We start from the raw sequence: 20,057 nt of genomic DNA, 5'->3' as shown, positions 1-20,057 counted from the left end.
GCGCGGTGCCCGGCCGGGCACCGGACGGGAGTGGGTGGTTGACGGTGCGGGACGGGCTGCGGGAGGGACTGCGGGACGGGCTGCGGTTCGCGTTCGGGACCCTGTCGGTCCTGCCGGTGCGGGTCGACCGGTGGGACCGGGCGTCCGGGGGGCGGGCGATGGTGGCCGCGCCGCTGGTCGGGGCGGTGCTCGGGACGCTCGCCGGGGCGACGGGGGCACTGGTCGCCTGGCGGGCGGGCGGGCCGCTCGGGGCGGTGGCGGCGGTCGCCCTGCTGGCGGTGCTCACCCGGGGACTCCATCTGGACGGCCTGGCGGACGTCGCGGACGGCCTGGGCAGCGGCAAGCCCGCCGAGGACGCGCTGCGGATCATGAAGCAGTCGGACATCGGCCCGTTCGGCGTGCTCACCCTGGTGCTCGTGCTGCTCGCGCAGGTGGCCGCGCTGGCCGGGCAGTTCGCGCATTCCCCGCTGCGGGGCGCGCTCGCGGTGCTCCTGGCGGCGGTGGCCGGGCGCTGCGCGCTCGCCTGGGGCTGTCTGCGCACGGTGCCGGCGGCCCGGCCGGGCGGACTGGGCGCGATGGTGGCGAGCACCGTGACGCCGGGTGCGGCGCTCGCCTCGACCGGGGCCGCGGCGGCCCTGCTCGGCCTCGCCGGACTGCTCGACGGATGGTCAGCCCTCCTGCTGCCACTGGCCGTTGTGATCGGAACCGCCGCCGCCGGGCCACTGCTGCTGCGGTGCGTGCGGCGGTTCGGCGGGATCACCGGGGACGTGCTCGGCGCGACGGTGGAGACCGCCGCGACGGGTGCGCTGCTGGCACTGGCCCTGCTGCGCGGATGACGGCGCCGGAACCCCGGCGTCGAAAGGCGACGGACCGGGCGGCGCGTGATCCCACCATGCGGACTACCATGCGGGGAGCACCGCAGCCCTGCACCGTCGCAGGTCCTGCCCGTCCGGCGCCCGTCGCGGCGCCGGGGCCTCTGGTGTGCGCGACCGCCGCGGCGGTGGGCGCGCGCAGCCAGGGGTCCCGGGTCCGACACCGTCGGCCGGTCGGCCTCGCCGGCGGTTCCGGGCTGCGCCGGTGCGGCATTCGCGCCGCGACCGGTCGTGGACCGCGAAAGAACAGGACGCATTACGTGACTGCATTGTCTGTGAGCACCTCCGCCGCCGCCTCGCTGCGCGCGGACGCCCTGGTGATCGGCGTGGCGAAGGGCTCCAAGGGCATCGTGCTGGCCCCGGGCGCCGAGGCCGTGGCCGAGGCGTTCGAGGGCAAGCTGGCCGAGGTTCTGGCCACCCTGGGCGCGACCGGCGCCGAGGGCGACGCCGTCAAGGTGCCCGCCCCGGCCGGCCTGAAGGCCTCGCTCGTGCTCGCGGTCGGCCTCGGCGACGCCGTCGAGGGCGCGTACGGGCTGGAGGCCCTGCGCCGCGCCGCCGGTGTCGCCGCCCGCACCCTGGCCGGCAGCAAGAAGGTCGCGCTGGCGCTGCCGGCCGAGTCCGCCGAGGAGGTCGAGGCGGTCGCGCTGGGCGCGCTGCTCGGCACCTACGCGTTCGGCACCTACAAGCAGAACGGCAACGGCGGCAAGGAGCCGGTCGGCGAGCTGCTGGTGCTCTCGGCCCGCAAGGGCAGCAAGGAGGCCAAGGCGGCCGTCGAGCGCGCCCTGGCCGTCGGCGAGGAGATGAACCGCGCCCGCGACCTGGTCAACACCGCGCCGAACGACCTGACCCCGAAGTCCTTCGCGGCGATCGCCCAGGCGGCCGGCAAGGAGCACGGCCTCAAGGTCGAGGTGCTGGACGAGAAGGCCCTGCTCAAGGGCGGCTTCGGCGGTCTGCTGGGCGTCGGCAACGGCTCGGCCAACCCGCCGCGGCTGGTCAAGGTGGCCTACACCCACCCGAAGGCGAAGGCCACCCTGGCGTTCGTCGGCAAGGGCATCACCTACGACTCGGGCGGCATCTCGCTGAAGCCGGCCGGCCACAACGAGACCATGAAGTGCGACATGGCCGGCGCCGCCGCGGTGTTCGCCGCCGTGGTCGCCGCCAAGCGCCTCGGCCTCCAGGTCAACGTCACCGCGTGGCTGGCGCTGGCCGAGAACATGCCGTCCGGCACGGCCACCCGCCCGGGCGACGTGCTGCGGATGTACGGCGGCAAGACCGTCGAGGTGCTGAACACCGACGCCGAGGGCCGTCTGGTGCTGGCCGACGCCATCGTGCGGGCCGGCGAGGAGAACCCGGACGTCATCGTCGACGTGGCGACCCTGACCGGGGCGATGATCCTGGCCCTGGGCAACCGCACCTTCGGTGTGATGGCCAACAACGACGAGCTGCGCGCGGACCTGCACGCGGTCGCCGGCGAGGTCGGCGAGCCGTCCTGGCCGATGCCGCTGCCGGCCGAGCTGCGCAAGGGCATGACCGAGTCGACCATCGCCGACCTGGCCAACATGGGCGACCGGATGGGCGGCGGCCTGGTGGCCGGCCTGTTCCTGAAGGAGTTCGTGGCCGAGGGCATCGACTGGGCGCACCTGGACATCGCCGGTCCGGCGTTCCACGAGGCCGCGCCGTTCGGCTACACCCCGCGGGGCGGCACCGCGTCGGCGGTCCGCACCCTGGTCCGCTTCGCCGAGCAGAAGGCCGCCGGCGGCAAGGCCTGACGGACGGGTACGACCGAGGACGGGGTCCGGCGCGCACGCGCCGGGCCCCGTCCGGCTTCCACCGCCGGTTACCTGCCGGTAGGGGACGCGGGCGCGCGCCGCACCCGTGTTCGCTGCGGGCGAAACTTTGTTCCACAGTGCGGAACCGCCGGCCGCAGGGGTCCCGGAAAACCCCCTCCCGGCCCCTGTCAACCCCGCCCTGAGCTGCGACGATGCCCCTCCGTCCGGGGTATTCCCACCCCTGCGACCACCACTCGGGACGCCTCCGGGGCGGACCCGGACATCAGTCGCCGCGAACAAGTGCGAAGATGTATTTCCGGCACGACTGGGCGCCCCACAAGGGCTACCGACCCACCGGACCGCGACCGGCCCGGCGATCCACATCCCATTGCATGGAGGACGTGACGTGGCGAACGACGCCAGCACCGTTTTCGACGTAGTCATTCTCGGAGGCGGAAGCGGCGGTTACGCCGCGGCGCTCCGCGGCGCCCAGCTGGGCCTGAGCGTCGCCCTGGTCGAGAAGGGTGAGCTCGGCGGCACCTGCCTGCACCGCGGCTGCATCCCGACCAAGGCGCTGCTGCACGCGGCCGAGATCGCCGACGAGACGAAGGAGGCCGCCGAGTTCGGCGTGCTGGCCACCTTCCAGGGCATCGACATCAACGGCGTCCACAAGTACAAGGACGACGTCGTCGCCGGCCTGTACAAGGGCCTCCAGGGCCTGGTGGCGTCCCGCAAGGTGACGTTCGTCCAGGGTGAGGGCAAGCTCTCCTCGCAGACCTCGGTGGACGTCAACGGCCAGCGCATCGAGGGCCGCCACATCCTCCTCGCGACCGGTTCCGTGCCGCGCTCGATCCCGGGTCTGGAGATCGACGGCAACCGCGTCATCTCCTCGGACCACGCCCTCAAGCTCGACCGCATCCCGAAGTCGGCCGTCATCCTCGGCGGCGGCGTGATCGGTGTCGAGTTCGCCTCGGTCTGGAAGTCGTTCGGCGTCGACGTCACCATCGTCGAGGCCCTGCCGCACCTGGTCCCGCTGGAGGACGAGAACTCCTCCAAGCTGCTGGAGCGCGCCTTCCGCAAGCGTGGCATCAAGTTCGAGCTCAAGGCCCGCTTCTCCGGCGTCGAGTACACCGAGACCGGTGTGCGCGTCTCCACCGAGAACGGCAAGCAGATCGACGCCGACCTGCTGCTCGTCGCCATCGGCCGCGGCCCGGTCTCGGCCGGCCTCGGCTACGAGGAGAACGGTGTCGCGATGGACCGCGGCTACGTCCTCGTCGACGAGTACATGCGCACCAACGTGCCGACCGTCTCGGCCGTCGGCGACCTGGCCCCGACCCTGCAGCTGGCCCACGTCGGCTTCGCCGAGGGCATCCTCGTCGCCGAGCGCCTGGCCGGCCTCAAGCCGGTGCCGATCGACTACGACGGCGTCCCGCGCGTGACCTACTCCAACCCCGAGGTGGCCTCCGTCGGCATCTCCGAGGCCAAGGCCGTCGAGCTGTACGGCAAGGAGAAGGTCGTCACCGTCAAGTACAACCTGGCCGGCAACGGCAAGAGCAAGATCCTGAAGACCGCCGGCGAGATCAAGCTCGTCCAGGTCAAGGACGGCGCCGTGGTCGGCGTCCACATGGTCGGCGCCCGCATGGGCGAGCAGGTCGGAGAGGCCCAGCTGATCTACAACTGGGAGGCTCTCCCGGCCGAGGTCGCGCAGCTCATCCACGCGCACCCGACCCAGTCCGAGGCCCTGGGCGAGGCGCACCTGGCGCTGGCCGGCAAGCCGCTGCACGCGCACGACTGATCGCGCCCCCCACACCCCCCATCTTCCAGTTCGCAAGACTTGAATAGGAGTCGCTGAAACCATGGCGGTCTCAGTAACACTGCCCGCGCTGGGCGAGAGCGTTTCCGAGGGCACCGTCACCCGTTGGCTGAAGGCCGAGGGTGAGCGCGTGGAGGTCGACGAGCCGCTGCTCGAGGTGTCGACCGACAAGGTCGACACCGAGATCCCGGCCCCGGCCTCCGGCATTCTGGCCTCGATCAAGGTCGCCGAGGACGAGACCGTCGAGGTCGGCGCCGAGCTCGCGATCATCGACGACGGCTCGGGCGCGCCGGTCGCCGCCGCGGCTCCGGCCGCCGCTGCCCCGGCCCCGGTCGCGGAGGCCCCGGTCGCCGCTCCGGCCCCGGTCGCCGAGGCACCGGCCGCTCCGGCCGCCCCGGTCGCCGCCGCTCCGGCGGCCCCGGCCGCCGACGCCACCCCGGTGCTGCTGCCGGCCCTGGGCGAGTCGGTCGCCGAGGGCACCGTCACCCGCTGGCTGAAGGCCGAGGGTGACACGGTCGAGGTCGACGAGCCGCTGCTCGAGGTCTCCACCGACAAGGTCGACACCGAGATCCCGTCGCCGGTCGCCGGCACCCTGGTGAAGATCCTGGTCGGCGAGGACGAGACCGCCGAGGTCGGCGCCCAGCTCGCGCTGATCGGTGCCGCGGGTGCCGTCGCCGCTCCGGCCGCTCCGGCTGCTCCGGCCCCGGTTGCCGCTCCGGCCCCCGTTGCCGCCCCGGCTCCGGTCGCTGCGCCGGCCCCCGTTGCCGCCCCGGCCCCCGTTGCCGCCCCGGCTCCGGTCGCCGCTCCGGCCCCCGTTGCCGCCCCGGCTCCGGTCGCCGCTCCGGCCCCCGTTGCCGCCCCGGCCCCCGTTGCCGCCCCGGCCGCTCCGGTGGCCGACGCCGGTGACGCCTACGTCACCCCGCTGGTGCGCAAGCTCGCCGCCGAGCACGGCGTCGCGCTGACCGCTGTCACCGGCACCGGTGTCGGCGGCCGCATCCGCAAGCAGGACGTCCTGGCCGCCGCCGAGGCCGCCAAGGCCGCGCCGGCCCCGGTCGCCGCCGCCCCGGTCGCGGCCGCCGCCGCGCCGAAGGCCGCCGCCGCCCCGTCGGCCCTGCGCGGCCAGACGGTCAAGATGACCCGCATGCGCAAGGTCATCGGCGACAACATGATGAAGGCCCTGCACGAGCAGGCGCAGCTCACCAGCGTGGTCGAGGTGGACGTCACCCGGATCATGTCGCTGCGCGCCAAGGCCAAGGACTCCTTCCTCGCCCGCGAGGGCGTGAAGCTGTCCCCGATGCCGTTCTTCGTCAAGGCCGCCGCCCAGGCGCTGAAGGCCCACGCGGTCGTCAACGCCCGGATCAACGACGCCGAGGGCACCATCACCTACTTCGACACCGAGAACATCGGTATCGCGGTGGACTCGGAGAAGGGTCTGATGACCCCGGTCATCAAGGGTGCGGGCGACCTCAACATCGCCGGCATCTCGAAGAAGACCGCCGAGCTGGCCGGCAAGGTGCGCGACAGCAAGATCACCCCGGACGAGCTGTCCGGCGCCACCTTCACCATCAGCAACACCGGCTCGCGCGGCGCGCTCTTCGACACCGTCATCGTGCCGCCGAACCAGGCCGCCATCCTGGGCATCGGCGCGACGGTCAAGCGCCCGGTCGTCATCGAGGCCGACGGCGGCACCGCCATCGGCATCCGTGACATGACCTACCTGTCGCTCTCCTACGACCACCGCCTGGTGGACGGCGCCGACGCCGCCCGCTACCTGGTGGCGGTCAAGGAGATCCTCGAGGCCGGCGAGTTCGAGGTCGAGCTCGGCCTGTAGGGCTCCCGCCCGAGGGTCTCCCTCCGGCAGCACCGGAACCCCGCGTCGTCCCCGGACGGCGCGGGGTTCCGCGCGTCCGGGGCGGGGTGACGGTGGGCGGGGTGACGGTGCGCGGGGGCGGACGGCAGGAGGGGGCGGACGGCGGGCATCTTCGCGCCGTTCCGGGTTTTTCGTACCGTTCCGGGCGATTCACCCGCTCTTCGCATGCGCGCGTGCGACCGAACAGGGATGCTGGAGCGGTGATGGACGAGACCGACTTCTGGCAGATCATCGACGACACCCGGGAGGACGCCGAGGGCGACCCGGACGAGCAGGCGGACCGTCTGGTGGAGCGGCTCGTCGAGCTGACCCCGGACGACGTCATCGACTTCGCCCGGCTCTTCGAGGCCCGGTTCCAGCGCGCCTACCGCCACGACCTGTGGGGCGCGGCCTACCTGTTGCTGGGCGGGGCCTCCGAGGACTCCTTCGACTACTTCCGGTGCTGGCTGATCGGCCAGGGCCGGGACGTCTTCGAGGGCGGGCTGCACGAGCCGGACGACCTGGCCGACCTGCTGCCCGGCTTCGACGAGGAGGAGGACGGCGAGGCCGAGGACCTCGGCTACGCGGCCGACGAGGCGTACGAGCAGCTGACCGCGCTGCCGCTGCCCGAGGTGGGCGGACGCCAGCCCGCGCAGCCGTTCGGGGCCGGGTTCGACTTCGACGACCCCGAGGTCATGGCGAAACGGTTCCCCAAGCTCTGGGAGCGGTACGGGGACTGACCCGCCGGAGCGGAGCGGGCGGGCCGGGGAGGGGCGGGAACGCACCGGCCGGAGCCGGGGGCGGACGGGAACGCACCGGCCGGAGCCGGGGCGGGCGGGCCGGGCGGACCCGGGTCGAACAACCCCGGTTGCCGCCGGCCCACCCGCCCGGGCGGGGGGGCTCAGGTGTCGGAGCCCGCCGCCGCGCTGGTGTCCTGCTTGATGCCCTTGAGGATCTGGTCCAGCACGGACGGGTCGGGCGCGCCCGCCGCGTCGTCCACCCCGCCCTCGAAGGCCACGAAGCCGCCGCCCTTGGCGGGGACGGCCACCATCAGGATGTAGCCCTTGCTGCCGTCCGAGGTGGTGATGTGCCAGCGCACCGCGTAGCCGGAGATCCCCGCGACGGTGGTGCTGGACGAGCCCGCGTCGGTGTGCCCGGTGATGTTGTTGAAGATCGCCGCCGCGTAGGTCGGCATGGCCGCCTCGGCCGCCGCCCGGGCGGTGGTGCCGGCGATGGTGTCCTTCTCCACCGAGAACTGGCCCCGGATGCAGTTGCCGCCACCGGGGCAGGTGTACTGGCCGCTGCCGAGGAAGACCGTGGAGTGGGACCCGCTGGTGTTCGCCTCCCAGCCCTCGAACACCGGCACGGTGATGGCGTGCTGCGGGTCCGCCACGGTGTCCTTGAGCACCGGGCTCGGCTTCGGCGGCGTGGTCGGCGGCGGCGGGGAGGACCTGGTCGGGCTGGGGGTGGTGGCGCTCGGGCTCGGCGTGTCGGTGACGGTGACCGTGGTCACCGGCGGGGTCGGCTTGGCGATGGGGCCGTCACCGCCGCTGTTGAGTGCCACGGCGGCCACCACACCGACCACCGCCAGCACGCCGACCACGATGCCGACGGCCGTCCCGGTCCTGATCCGGTTCGGCCGCTCGGGCGGCGGATAGGCGGCCGGCGGGTAGCCGTAGGCCGGCGGGTTCTGCGCCGGGTAGCCGTACCCGGGCTGGCCCTGCTGCGGGGCTCCGTAGCCGTAGGCCGGCGGCGCGGGCGCGGAACCCCCCGAGGGGTTCTGCCAGGCGACCTGCGTCGGGGCGTCGGCAATCGGGCCGCCGCCCGCCTGGACGGGGCGCACGTCACTGGTCCAGGCCGCGCCGTCCCACCAGCGCTCATGACCGGCCGTGCCGTCCGCACCCGGTACCGGGTACCACCCGGGAGGCGTCGAGTTGCTCACGGCCGTAACCTACCCGTCCGGGTGACGCTCCAGACAGGGCGGGTCTGTCACGACTCTGCACCACCCGCGCACGTGATCTGACGGTGCGTCAGTGAAGCGGAACGGGTCGTGCGGGAACGGTCCGGCGGGCTGCTCGGACGGTCGGGCGGTCGGGCGGGCGGTGGCTCAGCCGGTCGGCCGGTCGTCGAGGGACCGGGCCATCCAGATGTCGTCGACGTAGGTGCCGTCGATCAGGAACTCCTCCTTGAGCGAACCCTCGACCACGAAGCCGCAGCGCTCGTAGAGGGCGCGGGCCGGGACGTTGTGGCCGAGCACCCGCAGGGTGATCCGGCGGGCGCCCTGCTCCCGGGCGATCCGGCAGGCGGCCTCGACCAGTGCGACGCCGATGCCCCGGCCGCGCACGGCGGTGTCGACCGCGAGGCCCTGGATCTGGCGCACGTGCCGGTTGCTGGCCAGCGGGGTCGGCGGCACGACCCGCACGTAGCCGACCGCTCGGCCGTCGAGCAGGGCCAGCAGGAACTGGTCCGGGGTGTGCCGCTCGTCGAACACCTCCGCGTCCTCGTCGGGCCTGGGGGCGACCTCGGCCAGCGCGGTCCAGGTGGCGCGGTTGAGGGCGGAGAGTTCCTTCTCGTCCTCGGCCCGGGCCGGACGGATGATCAGCTGATCGTTCTCGTGCATGCGCCGCATGCTAATCACCCCCGGCCGGGACGTGCGCGGCATTTCCCGCGGCCCCGCCGGACCGCCGCTCCCCGGAAGGCCTCCGGCCGACTGCGAGGATGGGCCCATGAGAATCGCGGTCACAGGATCCACGGGACTGATCGGCGCGGCACTCGTCGGCTCGCTGCTGGCGGACGGGCACGAGGTGGTGCGGCTGGTCCGGCACCGCTCGCGGACCGGGCCCCGGCCGGACGGCACCACCGCCATCGGCTGGAACCCGCTGCTGGGCCAGATCGACCGGGCCGGGCTGGCCGGGGTCGAGGCGGTCGTGCACCTGGCGGGCGCCGGTGTCGGCGACCGCCGGTGGAGCGAGTCCTACAAGCGGGAGATCCGGGAGAGCCGGGTCCTGGGCACCGAGACCCTGGCGACCGCCCTGGCCGGACTGGCCGAACCGCCGAAGGTGCTGGTGAGCGCCTCGGCCGTCGGCTACTACGGGCAGACCGGGGACGAGGTGATCGACGAGTCCTCGCCCGCCGGGGACGACTTCCTGGCGGAGGTCTGCGTGGAGTGGGAGGCCGCCGCCCGGCCGGCCGAGCGGGCCGGGATCCGGGTGGTGCACCCGCGCACGGGGCTGGTCCTCTCCGCCGCCGGCGGCGCGGGCGGGCGGCTCTTCCCGCTCTTCCGGCTGGGCCTCGGCGGCCGGCTCGGCGACGGCCGGCAGTACTGGAGCTTCATCTCGCTCGCCGACGAGATCGCGGCCCTGCGCTTCCTGATCGACCGGGAGGACATCGACGGGGCGGTGAACCTGACCGCCCCCGAGCCGGTGACCAACGCCGAGCTCACGGCGGCGCTCGGGCGGGTGCTGCGCCGACCGACGCCGTTCCCGGTGCCGCAGGCCGTACTGGACACGGTGCTGGGCGAGCTGTCGGTCGAGGTGGTCGGCAGCCACCGGGTGGTGCCGCGCCGGCTGCTGGACGCGGGCTTCCGCTTCGCGCACCCGGACGTCGACTCGGCCGCTCGGGCGGCCCTCTGACGTTCGGGGCGGCTCCCTGGCGCTCGGGCCCTCTGACGTTCGGGGCGGCCCCCTGGCGCTCGGGGCGGCCCTCGAGTCCGGCAGTCCGACCCGGGAGGGGCCGGGCGCGCGCGGTCGCGTCCGGCCCCGCCGCGTAGACGCGCTACGACGTCCGCCCTGGCCAGGGGCATATGCGCGGCGGACTCCGGGCGACCGCGGCGCAGGGCTCCGAAAGGGGGCGCACGGGAGCACACGGCGGGCGCGCTGCGCGCCCCTGGTGACCGTGCGCGCCCGTCGGACGGAAACACGGGCGAGGAGGATGACAGTCCGTGACCGCGCCGCCACCGGATGCGGCCACTCCCCTTCCCCACCGGGTTCGGGGTCCGTGCGCTTGTCTGACGCTCGTACTGACTGGGCATCACACCGGTCGGACCGTGTCCCAGCACCCTGCTGCCTGCACCGGCCCGAAATCCCGGGACCAGGGAGGGAGCCACCCGTGCCCACGTACGACTTCACTCGCCGCACCCGCCGACAGTCCGACCCGGACGTCGTCGTGGTGGGAGCCGGCCTCGCGGGCCTTGCCGCCGCTCGCGTACTCACCGCCCACGGCCTCGCCGTTCAGGTCCTGGAGGCCGCGGAGCGGATCGGGGGCCGAGCGGCCTCCCACGAACTCGACGGCTTCCGGCTCGACCACGGCAGCCATCTGCTGAACACCGCCTATCCCGAGCCCCGCCGCGTGCTCGACCTCGACCGCCTCGATCCGCGCCCGCTCACGTCGGGCGTGCTCGTGCACAACGGCGGGCGCCGGTACCGGGTCGGGGACCCGCAGCTGACCACCGCCCGGCAGGCCGCCGCCCGGGCACCGCTGGGCAGCCCGCTGGACAAGGCGCGGCTCGGCAGCTGGCTCAACCGCCTCGCCAACACCCCGCCCGCCCGGCTGAAGGCCCGGCCGGAGACCACCGCCGCCCGGGCCCTCGGCGACCGGGGCCTCGCCCCGCGCACCGTCGACGGCCTGCTGCGGCCGCTCCTCGGCGCCCTGCTCAGCGACCCCGCGCTCGGCACCAGCAGCCGGGTCGCCGACCTGGTGCTCCGCTGCTACGCGCGCGGCCGGCTCTGTCTGCCCGCCGGCGGGATGGCGGCCGTGCCGGCCCAGCTGGCCGCCGCGCTGCCCGCCGGCACCGTCCGCACCGGAGTGCGGGTCACCTCGATCGCGGCCGACGGTGTGGAGACCGCCGGCCACGGGCGGATCGGCGCGCAGGCCGTGGTCGTCGCGACCGACCCCCGCTCCGCCGCCGACCTGCTGCCCGGTCTGCGGCTGCCGGACTTCCACCCCGTCACGACCTTCTACCACGCGGCCGACCGCACCCCCCTGGGGGAGGCGGCCCTGCTGCTGGACGGCGACCGGCCGGGCGGGCAGCCGTCCCTGGTGTCGCACTCGCTGGTGCTCAGCGAGCTGCACCCCTCGTACGCCCCGACCGGACAGGCGCTGATCGCCACCACCGTGCTCGGCCGCCGCACCTTCGACGCCGGCGGCCCGGCGGCGCTGGAGCCCGCCGTCCGGGCCCGGCTGGCGGAGCTGTACGGCACACCGACCGGTGGCTGGCACTTCCTGAGCGTTCGGCACCTGCCGGACGCGGTGCCCGCCATGCCGCCGCCGCACAACACCCGGCGACCGGTCCGGCTGCTCGCCGGGCTCTACGTCTGCGGCGACCACCGGGACACCAGCAGCGTGCAGGGGGCGCTGGTGTCGGGGCGGCGCGCGGCCGAGGCCGTGGCGCGCGACCTCGGGCTGCCGATCGCCGTACGGGAGGCGGAGGCGGCCTGAGGACGGACGGTGCCGGGGGGTGTCCTGTGCGGGTCACCCCCCGGCACCGCTCGGCGTGCACGCGGGCGTGCGGTGCCGGGGGGTGCATGCGGTGCATGCGGTGTGTGCGGTGCGTGCGGTGTGTGCGGTGCGTGCGCCCGGACCGCGGCACGCGGCCCGGCTGCCCGGACGGCGTCGGTCCGCGTGCCAATATGCCGATATGACCGCTGATCGGACGATCTCCGCACCTCCGTCGGCCGCCCGGTGAGCGCCCGGTGAGCGCCGACTTCGAGGTCCAGCCGCTCTCGCTGATCCTGGTCCCCGCCGCCGCGGTGGCCGCCCCGCTGATCGCCGACCGGCTGCTGCGCTGGCTCGCCGTCCCCACCGTCGTGTTCGAACTCCTGCTCGGCGTGCTGATCGGCCCCGACCTGCTGAACTGGGTGCACGTGGACGACCTGATCGACGCGCTGTCGCAGTTCGGTCTGGCGATGCTGATGTTCCTGGCCGGCTACGAGATCGACTTCGCCAAACTGCGCGGCGGACCGCTGCGCCGGGCCGGCACCGCGTGGCTGATCACCGTGGCGGTCGCCCTCGTCGTGGGCGCGATCGTCAACCCGGACCCCCTGGACGGCGCCTTCACCGGGCTCGTCCTGACCACCACCGCGCTCGGCACCATCCTGCCGATCCTGCGCGACGCCGGAGAACTTCCCACCCCGTTCGGCGCGCTGGTCATGGCCACCGGCGCGGTCGGCGAGTTCGGGCCGATCATCGCCGTCGCGGTCCTGCTCAGCGGCAACAGCGCGGGCCGCACCGCCCTGATCCTGGCCGCCTTCGCGGTCATCACCGCCGTCGCCGTCGGCGGCGCCCGGCGGCCGCGACCGGCCTGGATGACCCGGCTGATCCGCCGCACCCTGCGCACCTCCGGCCAGTTCGCCGTCCGGACCGTGATCCTGGTGCTCGCGACCATGGTGGCCGCCGCCATCTGGCTGGAACTCGACATGCTGCTCGGCGCGTTCACCGCCGGCATCGTCTCCCGGCTGCTGCTCTCCGACATCCCCGAGGAGGCCGAGGAGGTGATCGAGGCCAAGCTGGAGGGCATCGGCTTCGGCTTCCTCGTCCCGGTGTTCTTCGTGGTCAGCGGGATGAACTTCGATCTGGACGCGCTGCTCGGCGATCCGGGCACCCTGCTGCTCGTCCCGGTCTTCCTGCTCCTGCTGCTGGCCGTGCGCGGGCTGCCCGCGGCGCTGCTCGCCCCCGCCGGCCTGGGACGGCGCGACCGGGGAGCACTCGGCCTCTACGCCTCGACGGCGCTGCCGCTGGTCGTGGTGATCACCACGATCGAGGTGGACGCCGGCCATCTGCCGTCCTCCACCTCGGCGGCCCTGGTCGGTGCGGGCATGTTCTCCGTACTGCTGTTCCCGCTGGCCGCGCAGCGGCTGCGCGGGGACGTCCGGCCGCCGGCCGCCGTGGAGGGCGACCGGCCGCGGGTGAACGCCGAGAGCTGGTGACTCCGCCGGTCCGGTCGGAGCCCCCGGTTCAGATCACCCCCGCCTGACGGGCCGTCTCCTCGAACGCCCGGGCCACCGGGCTTCCCCGGTAGGGCGTGAGGCGGCGGTGGAAGTCGCGCACGTACTCCAGCGACCGGGCCGAGCGCATCTCCCCCGCCGCCCGCAGGGCGTCGGTCGCCATGCCGCAGGCCTCGTCGAGGTCCCCCATGCCGAGCCTGGCGGTGGCCAGCACGAGCCGGCAGAAGATCCGGCTCCGGGCATAGGCGGGCGAACGCAGCCGCAGCGACTTCTCGGCGTGCTGGGCGGCCGTCCGCCACTGCTGGAGGTCCCGGTAGCAGTGCGCGAACTCGTCCGAGAGCTGCGCCTCGTCGAAGAACCGTGCCCAGGCCGGCAGTTCGTCGCCGGTGCGGGCCGCCGCCAGCGCCCGTTCGGCCCGGACCAGCGCCGTGGTGCAGGAGCGGACGTCGCCGAGCAGCCCGTGCCCGCGCGCCTCGGCCGCGTGCAGCAGCGCCTGCACGGTCGGCGGCACCGCCGTGCCCACCCCCTGCTGGGCCACCCGGGCCAGTTGGACGGCCTCCCGGCCGTGGCCGAGGTGCACGGCCTGCTGGCTCATCGTCACCAGGACGTACCCGCCGAGCGCGCGGTCCCCGGCGGCCTGGGAGAGCCGCAGGGCCTGGACGAAGTAGCGCTGGGCCAGACCGTGCGCGGCGATGTCGAAGCTCGTCCAGCCGGCCAGCCGGGTCAGGTCGGCGACCGCGCCGAACAGGGCCCGGCCGATCTGCTCGCCGTAGCGGCCGCGCAGCATCGGCTCGGCCTCGCTCTCCAGGTAGCGGACCAGCGCCTGGCGGGCGTGGCCGCCGCCGTAGGCGTGGTCCAGCGCGCGGAACAGGTCGCCGACGGCGCGGATGGCGGCGATGTCGCCCCGGCCGACGCGCAGGGCCGGGCGCGGGTCACGGGCCGGGTCCTGGAACGGCGGCTCGACCGCGATCGGCGGGCGGCGGCTCTGGGTGGGCACCCGGGCCCCGAACGCGGCCGCCCCGGCGGCGGGGCCGGTCGTCGGGCCGCCCGCGGGCGCGGCGGCCGGTCCACCGGCGGGACCGGCCGCGGTGGCGGCGGTCCGGGCGGCCTGGGCACCCGGGGCGGCCTGGCCGCGCGTCGCGGGGCCGGCCGGCGCGTCCGTCCCCGGGTCGGGCCGGGCCAGGGTGGAGCCGTCACGGGCGACCCGTTCGTCGGTCCGGCCGATCAGCCAGTCCCGGCTCGGCACCACCAGGCCGGCCGGGGTGAAGGCGATCCGGCGCAGCTCGGACTGCGGTCCGTTGTCCTTGCGCCACATGCTCGCGACGATGTCCACCGCTTCCTGCGGCGTCTCGGCGAACTCCAGGCCCGCGTAGACCGGGGCACAGGCGTCCAGGCCGAGGTCCTGCGCGGTGAGGCGGCGGCCGAGCCGTCGGGTGAACACCTCCGCGATCAGGGCCGGGGTGGCGCCGCGGGGCTGCTGGCCGCGGAGCCAGCGGGTCACCGAGGTCTTGTCGTAGCGCAGGTCGAGGCCGTGCTCCAGGCCGAGCTGGTCGACCCGGCGGGCCAGGCCGGCGTGCGAGAAGCCGGCCTCCTCGATCAGGGCGGCCAGGTGGAGGTTCTGGGTGCCGGCCGTCTGGTGCCGTTCGGCGGGCGCCCGCTCGGGGACGTGGCGCTCGGGCCGGGCGGGAACGGTCCGCGCCGGCGGTGACTGGCCGGGCGCGTGCCGCTCCGCGGCGGGCGCGTGCCGGTCCGGACCGGGCCGGTCGAGGGCGTGCCGGTCGGGCGTGGCCTGCTCGGGCAACCGCAGTTCGTCGGCGGCCGGGGCGTCGGGGGCGTCCGGAAGGGCCCGGCCGACCGGACCCCGGTGCTGGTCGAGCGGGTCGAGCGGTCCGTACGCCGGGCTGTCGGTTGCAGGCCTTTGGGGCATAGTCAGTCAACACCTCTCGGACGCCGCACCGGCTCCACCAGCGGTTCGGCTGCCTGTGGCGACGCCCCCTGTCGGGAATCGGCGTGAATGTAGCGAGCATTCGGGCGCTATGGGTGGTTCTGACCGAGCAATCCTCCGAACGGGTGAAGCATCCGCGCCCATTGTGGGGAAGACCCCTCAGGGCGGGTTTGGCTTTCGGGGCGTCTTCCGGCCGTCGACCGTCATGGCGGAGAACGCCACTGTTCTCCCTGGTGCTGTGGAGGACCACCACATGGGAGCCCGGCCGTCGGGTTCCTACCGTTCTCGGCCATGGACACCACTTCAGCCCGCCCGCTCGACGGCCGCACCGCCCTGGTCACCGGGGCCGCCTCCGGCATCGGCCGGGCCTGTGCCGAGGTCCTCGCCGGGGCCGGTGCCCGGGTCCACGTGGTCGACCTCGCCGCCGACCCCGCCCGCCGGCTGGCCGAGCGGATCGGCGGCGTCGCGCACGTCACCGACCTCGCCGATCCGGAGGCCGTGGAGGCCCTGCCGGCCGACGCCGACATCGTGGTCAACAACGCCGGCCTCCAGCACGTCGCCCCCGTGCACGAGTTCCCGCCCGAACGCTTCGTCCAGATCCAGCGGGTGATGGTCGAGGCCCCGTTCCGCATCCTGCGCCGCACCCTCCCCCACATGTACGCGCGGCGGTGGGGCCGGGTCGTCAACATCTCCTCCGTCCACGGGCTGCGGGCGAGCCCCTTCAAATCCGCCTACGTGACCGCCAAGCACGCCCTGGAGGGCCTCAGCAAGACCGTCGCCCTGGAGGGCGCGCCGCACGGCGTCACCAGCAACTGCATCAACCCCGGTTACGTCCGCACCCCCCTGGTGGAGCACCAGATCGCCGCCCAGGCGGTGGCGCACGGCGTGCCCGAGGAGGAGGTCGTCGAGCGCGTGCTGCTCGAACGCACCGCCGTCAAGCGCCTCATCGAGCCCGTCGAGGTCGCCCGGCTCGCGCTCTACCTGTGCCTCCCGCACGCCGCCTGCCTCACCGGCGCCTCGCTCCCGCTCGACGGCGCCTGGACGGCGCACTGAGCGGAGGAGGTGATGGTTCCTCCGACCATGTCGGCGGAGCCGGGTATGTCGGCCGGTCACATAGTCCGGGACACCGCGGCTCCCTACCTTGTGGCGACGTCCCCGCTCCTCCCCCGCTGTCCCTCCCCCGTCCTGTCCTGTCCCCGGCCCGGAAGTGGTGACCCCATGACAACCGCCGTCTCGGATCGAGCACGGAGCCGCTCACTGCCCAGAGTCGTGGCGGCGAGCCTGATCGGTACCACCATCGAGTGGTACGACTACTTCCTCTACGGAACAGCCGCGGCCCTGGTGTTCGGGAAGGTGTTCTTCCCGAACAGCGACCCGCTGACCGGCACGCTGCTGTCGTTCCTCACCTACGCGATCGGGTTCGCGGCGCGCCCGCTCGGGGCGCTGGTCTTCGGACACTTCGGGGACCGGGTCGGCCGCAAGCGGCTGCTGGTGGTCAGCCTGCTGCTGATGGGCGGCTCGACCACGCTGATCGGGTGCCTGCCGACCTACTCGTCGGTCGGGGTGACGGCGCCGGTGCTGCTGACGCTGCTGCGGCTGGTGCAGGGCTTCGCCCTCGGCGGCGAGTGGGGCGGCGCGGTGCTGCTGGTGTCGGAGCACGGCGACGCCCGGCGGCGCGGCTTCTGGGCGTCCTGGCCGCAGGGCGGTGCCCCGGCCGGGAACCTGTTGGCGGCCGGTGTGCTCTCGCTGCTGACGGGCATCCAGTCGGAGGCGACGTTCCTGGCCTGGGGCTGGCGGGTGCCGTTCCTGCTCTCGGCGGTGCTGGTCGGGGTCGGCCTGTGGATCCGGCTGGCCGTGGACGAGTCGCCGCTGTTCAAGGAGGCACTGGCCCGGGCGGCCGCACGCGGCAAGGCCGAACAGCCGCCCCTGGTCGGGGTCCTGCGGCACCACTGGCGCGAGGTGCTGGTCGCGATGGGCGCACGGATGGCGGAGAACATCTCGTACTACGTGATGACCACCTTTGTGCTCGCGTACGCCGTCTCGCACGTGCACTTCCCCAAGCAGACCGCCCTGAACGCGGTCCTGATCGCCTCGGCGGTCCAGTTCGCGCTGATCCCGGTGTTCGGGGCGCTCTCCGACCGGGTCGGACGCAAACCGGTGTACCTGGTGGGCGCGGTCGGCGTCGGGGTGTGGGCGTTCGTCTTCTTCGGGATGGTGGACACCGGCTCGTTCGGCTCCCTGGTGCTCGCGGTGACGGTCGGACTCGTCTTCCACAGCGCCATGTACGCACCCCAGGCCGCCTTCTTCTCCGAGCTGTTCGCCACCCGGATGCGCTACTCGGGCGCGTCGATCGGCGCACAGTTCGCCTCGGTGGCCGCCGGCGCCCCCGCGCCGCTGATCGCCACCGCGCTGCTGAAGGACTACGGCAGCTCGACCCCGATCTCGGTGTACGTGGCGATCGCCACCGCGATCACCGTCCTGGCGGTGCTGTGCGGGCGGGAGACCCGCGGGCACGACCTGGCGGAGGTGACGGGCGCCCGGCCGGCCGAGGACGGCGCGGAGCCGGGAGCGGCGACGGTGGCGAAGGCGGCCACCGCCTGACGCACCGTCCGGCCCGTCGGCGCCCGTCACCGTACGGGCGCCGGCGGGCTACGGCCGCCCGGGCCGAGCGGCTAGCATCGCGCTTCCCTCCCCGGGACACGAACACCCACTGCCGATTGGCGGCCGTACCATGAACGACCTCCACGCCGGCTCGGCGCCGGCACTGCGGCGGCTGCTGGACCTGCTCGCCTCCGGCGCCGCCACCGAGGACTTCGCCGACGTACTGGCCGACGCGCGCCGCCGGGGCGCGCCCGCCGACGTACTGGGCGAGATCGACGACGCGACCTGGCAAGCGCTGAGGGTCCACCGGACCCTGCGCCAGCACCGGCGCCGGGAGGCCGAACTGACCGCCCTCTTCGACACCGCCGGCGACCTCGCGGCCTCCCGCGACCTCGACGCCGTCCTGCAGGCGATCGTCCGCCGGGCCCGGATGCTGCTGGGCACCGACACCGCCTACCTCACCCTCCCGGACGAGGCCGCCGGCGACACCTACATGCGGGTCACCGACGGCTCGGTCTCGGTCCTCTTCCAGACCCTGCGGCTCAGCCTCGGCGACGGCCTCGGCGGCCTGGTCGCGCAGAGCGCCCGTCCGTACGCCACCCCCGACTACCGCAGCGACGACCGCTTCCACCACACCGACGTCATCGACGCGGGCGTGGTCGACGAGGGCCTGGTGGCGATCATCGGTGTCCCGCTGCTGCTCGGCGGGCGGGTGATCGGGGTGCTGTTCGCCGCCGACCGCTCGCCCCGCGCGTTCTCCCCCGACGAGGTCGCGCTGCTCTGCACCCTGGCCGCGCACGCCGCGATCGCGCTGGACACCGCCAAGGCGCTCGCCGACACCCGGGCCGCGCTCGCCGAGCTGAACAGCGCCAACGAGCTGATCCGCGCCCACTCCGCCGCCGTCCAGCGGGCCCAGCGCGGCCACGACCGGCTCACCGACCTGGTCCTGCGCGGGGCCGAGGTTCCGGACGTCGCCGCGGCCGTGGCCGCCCTGCTCGGCGGGGGGATAGCCGTACTGGACGCCGAGGGCGAGCCGCTCGCCGGCCGGGCCGCCGCGCCCGGCGCCGGGCCGGCCGAGGCGGCGGCGGCGTCCCGGGCCGAGGGGCGGGCGGTGCGCCACGGCGGGGCGTGGGTGTGCGCCGTGCTGGCCGGGCAGGAGCAGCTCGGCACGCTGGTGCTGCGCGGCAGGCCGGACCTCGACGACGCCGACCGCAGGCTGTTCGAACGGGCCGGGGTGGTGACCGCACTGCTCCTGCTGCTGCGGCGGTCGGTCGCCGAGACGGAGAACCGGGTCCGCGGCGAGCTGCTGGCCGACCTGCTCACCGCTCCCGACCGGGATCCGGCCGGGCTGACCGCGCGGGGGCGCCGACTGGGAATCGATCTCGGCCGGCCGCACCTGGTGCTGGTCGCCGAGCCGGGGCGCGGCGGGGCCGGCGGGGGTGCGGGTGCGGGTGCGGGTGCCGTTCGCTCGCGGCTGGCGGGGGCGGCAGGGCGGTACCTGTTCGGCGCGCGGGGCATCAGTGCCGAGCACGGCGAGGCGGTGGTGCTGCTGGTGCCGGACGGGGGTGGCGGCGGGGCCGGGGACGGGACCGCGGCCGACGTCGGGGCGTCGCGGGAGCCCGGGGCGTCGCGGGAGGCCGGGGCACCGCTCGGGGCGGCGACGGCAGGCCGGGCCGCGGCCGGGGACGTCGCCCAGCGGGCGGCGGAACAGGCCGCCGAGCGGCTGGCCCGGCTGGCGGGCTTCCCGGTCACGGTGGGCGCCGGCCGCCCCGCCGCCGGGCCGGTCGCGCTGGCCACCGCGTACGCCGAGGGGCTGCGCTGCGTCCGGGCGCTGCGGGTGCTCGGCCGGGACGGGGAGGGCGCCTCCGCGGGGTCGCTCGGTTTCCTCGGGGTGCTGCTCGGCGACGGCCACGACGTCTCCGGATTCGTCGCCGCGACGCTGGGGCCGCTGCTGGACTACGACGCCCGGCGCGGCACCGAACTGGTCCGCACCCTGCGCGCGTACTTCGACTGCGGCGGCAGCCTCACCCGGGCGAAGGACGAGCTGCACGTCCATGTGAACACCGTCGTCCAGCGGCTGGACCGGGTCGAGGTGCTGCTGGGCGGGGACTGGAACGGTCCCGAGCGCTCGCTGGAACTCCAGCTGGCCCTGCGGCTCCAGCTGCTCTCCGGGGCCTGAGCGGGGACCTGGACGGTCCGTACGGGCCGGGGCGTACAGTGGCGAGGTTGGTCTCGAACGCCTGGCAAGGAGCAGCAGCGGTGAGCGA

Annotated in this window: 14 protein-coding genes; 11 read left to right on the top strand and 3 right to left on the bottom strand. The window is 74.7% G+C overall.

What is annotated here, in order from left to right:
* The first annotated feature begins 38 nt into the window (after nucleotides 1-38).
* The 5 genes from ACIPYS_RS01890 (at nucleotide 39) to ACIPYS_RS01870 (ending at nucleotide 7,043) form a co-directional block, all read left to right on the top strand.
* Nucleotides 39-836 (top strand): adenosylcobinamide-GDP ribazoletransferase, encoded by a 798-nt coding sequence (locus tag ACIPYS_RS01890; protein ID WP_231977810.1) that lies wholly within the window; start codon nucleotides 39-41, stop codon nucleotides 834-836.
* 296 nt (nucleotides 837-1,132) lie between these two features.
* Nucleotides 1,133-2,641: a leucyl aminopeptidase gene (locus ACIPYS_RS01885; protein ID WP_093862309.1), complete on the top strand. Its 1,509-nt coding sequence runs from the start codon at nucleotides 1,133-1,135 to the stop codon at nucleotides 2,639-2,641.
* Between the two features lie 388 nt (nucleotides 2,642-3,029).
* Nucleotides 3,030-4,436, top strand: coding sequence for a dihydrolipoyl dehydrogenase (gene lpdA, locus ACIPYS_RS01880; RefSeq protein WP_093862308.1), 1,407 nt, complete (start codon nucleotides 3,030-3,032; stop codon nucleotides 4,434-4,436).
* Between the two features lie 61 nt (nucleotides 4,437-4,497).
* A complete protein-coding gene (sucB, locus tag ACIPYS_RS01875) occupies nucleotides 4,498-6,285 on the top strand; it encodes a 2-oxoglutarate dehydrogenase, E2 component, dihydrolipoamide succinyltransferase (protein ID WP_400741918.1) in 1,788 nt (595 codons plus the stop codon).
* Nucleotides 6,286-6,527: 242 nt separating this feature from the next.
* Nucleotides 6,528-7,043 carry a DUF4240 domain-containing protein gene (locus ACIPYS_RS01870; RefSeq protein WP_045944233.1) on the top strand — a complete coding sequence of 172 codons (516 nt, stop codon included), beginning with the start codon at nucleotides 6,528-6,530 and terminating at the stop codon, nucleotides 7,041-7,043.
* 161 nt (nucleotides 7,044-7,204) lie between these two features.
* Here ACIPYS_RS01870 and ACIPYS_RS01865 read toward each other — a convergent pair whose 3' ends face one another.
* Nucleotides 7,205-8,245 carry a DUF2510 domain-containing protein gene (locus ACIPYS_RS01865; protein WP_093862306.1) on the bottom strand — a complete coding sequence of 347 codons (1,041 nt, stop codon included), beginning with the start codon at nucleotides 8,243-8,245 and terminating at the stop codon, nucleotides 7,205-7,207.
* Nucleotides 8,246-8,410: 165 nt separating this feature from the next.
* Complete coding sequence (locus tag ACIPYS_RS01860) at nucleotides 8,411-8,932, bottom strand: GNAT family N-acetyltransferase (RefSeq protein ID WP_400741913.1); 522 nt, start codon at nucleotides 8,930-8,932, stop codon at nucleotides 8,411-8,413.
* Nucleotides 8,933-9,029: 97 nt separating this feature from the next.
* Between ACIPYS_RS01860 and ACIPYS_RS01855 the strand changes: the two genes are divergently transcribed.
* The 3 genes from ACIPYS_RS01855 to ACIPYS_RS01845 all read left to right on the top strand — a co-directional run bounded on the left by ACIPYS_RS01855 (nucleotide 9,030) and on the right by ACIPYS_RS01845 (nucleotide 13,226).
* Entirely contained in the window at nucleotides 9,030-9,935 is a 906-nt protein-coding gene (locus ACIPYS_RS01855) for a TIGR01777 family oxidoreductase (RefSeq protein WP_400741910.1), read from the top strand.
* Between the two features lie 475 nt (nucleotides 9,936-10,410).
* The gene (locus ACIPYS_RS01850; RefSeq protein ID WP_231977809.1) at nucleotides 10,411-11,739 is read left to right on the top strand and encodes an NAD(P)/FAD-dependent oxidoreductase; all 1,329 of its coding nucleotides are present in this window, start codon (nucleotides 10,411-10,413) and stop codon (nucleotides 11,737-11,739) included.
* Nucleotides 11,740-11,993: 254 nt separating this feature from the next.
* Nucleotides 11,994-13,226: a cation:proton antiporter gene (locus tag ACIPYS_RS01845; protein WP_400741906.1), complete on the top strand. Its 1,233-nt coding sequence runs from the start codon at nucleotides 11,994-11,996 to the stop codon at nucleotides 13,224-13,226.
* A gap of 28 nt (nucleotides 13,227-13,254) precedes the next feature.
* On the opposite strand, the gene ACIPYS_RS01840 is transcribed toward ACIPYS_RS01845, so the two are convergent.
* Nucleotides 13,255-15,171, bottom strand: coding sequence for a regulator (locus ACIPYS_RS01840; RefSeq protein ID WP_400741903.1), 1,917 nt, complete (start codon nucleotides 15,169-15,171; stop codon nucleotides 13,255-13,257).
* A gap of 309 nt (nucleotides 15,172-15,480) precedes the next feature.
* On the opposite strand from ACIPYS_RS01840, the gene ACIPYS_RS01835 reads away from it, so the two are divergent.
* From ACIPYS_RS01835 to ACIPYS_RS01825, 3 genes are all read left to right on the top strand, one after another.
* Complete coding sequence (locus ACIPYS_RS01835) at nucleotides 15,481-16,242, top strand: 3-hydroxybutyrate dehydrogenase (protein WP_093862302.1); 762 nt, start codon at nucleotides 15,481-15,483, stop codon at nucleotides 16,240-16,242.
* 165 nt (nucleotides 16,243-16,407) lie between these two features.
* Nucleotides 16,408-17,790 (top strand): MFS transporter, encoded by a 1,383-nt coding sequence (locus ACIPYS_RS01830; protein WP_400741899.1) that lies wholly within the window; start codon nucleotides 16,408-16,410, stop codon nucleotides 17,788-17,790.
* Between the two features lie 130 nt (nucleotides 17,791-17,920).
* The gene (locus ACIPYS_RS01825; protein WP_400741896.1) at nucleotides 17,921-19,969 is read left to right on the top strand and encodes a helix-turn-helix domain-containing protein; all 2,049 of its coding nucleotides are present in this window, start codon (nucleotides 17,921-17,923) and stop codon (nucleotides 19,967-19,969) included.
* Nucleotides 19,970-20,057: the final 88 nt, after the last annotated feature.

Source organism: Kitasatospora sp. NPDC089913, from assembly GCF_044748625.1.
Classification (GTDB): domain Bacteria; phylum Actinomycetota; class Actinomycetes; order Streptomycetales; family Streptomycetaceae; genus Kitasatospora.
This window is presented reverse-complemented; position numbering and strand designations above follow the sequence as displayed.

Excerpts from the sequence above, each read along its gene's own strand:
- ACIPYS_RS01870 (WP_045944233.1), top strand. The coding sequence starts at position 6,528 with ATGGACGAGACCGACTTCTGGCAGATCATCGACGACACCCGGGAGGAC.
- ACIPYS_RS01830 (WP_400741899.1), top strand. The coding sequence starts at position 16,408 with ATGACAACCGCCGTCTCGGATCGAGCACGGAGCCGCTCACTGCCCAGA.
- ACIPYS_RS01825 (WP_400741896.1), top strand. The coding sequence starts at position 17,921 with ATGAACGACCTCCACGCCGGCTCGGCGCCGGCACTGCGGCGGCTGCTG.
- ACIPYS_RS01840 (WP_400741903.1), bottom strand. The coding sequence starts at position 15,171 with ATGCCCCAAAGGCCTGCAACCGACAGCCCGGCGTACGGACCGCTCGAC.
- ACIPYS_RS01860 (WP_400741913.1), bottom strand. The coding sequence starts at position 8,932 with ATGCGGCGCATGCACGAGAACGATCAGCTGATCATCCGTCCGGCCCGG.
- ACIPYS_RS01855 (WP_400741910.1), top strand. The coding sequence starts at position 9,030 with ATGAGAATCGCGGTCACAGGATCCACGGGACTGATCGGCGCGGCACTC.
- ACIPYS_RS01835 (WP_093862302.1), top strand. The coding sequence starts at position 15,481 with ATGGACACCACTTCAGCCCGCCCGCTCGACGGCCGCACCGCCCTGGTC.
- sucB (WP_400741918.1), top strand. The coding sequence starts at position 4,498 with ATGGCGGTCTCAGTAACACTGCCCGCGCTGGGCGAGAGCGTTTCCGAG.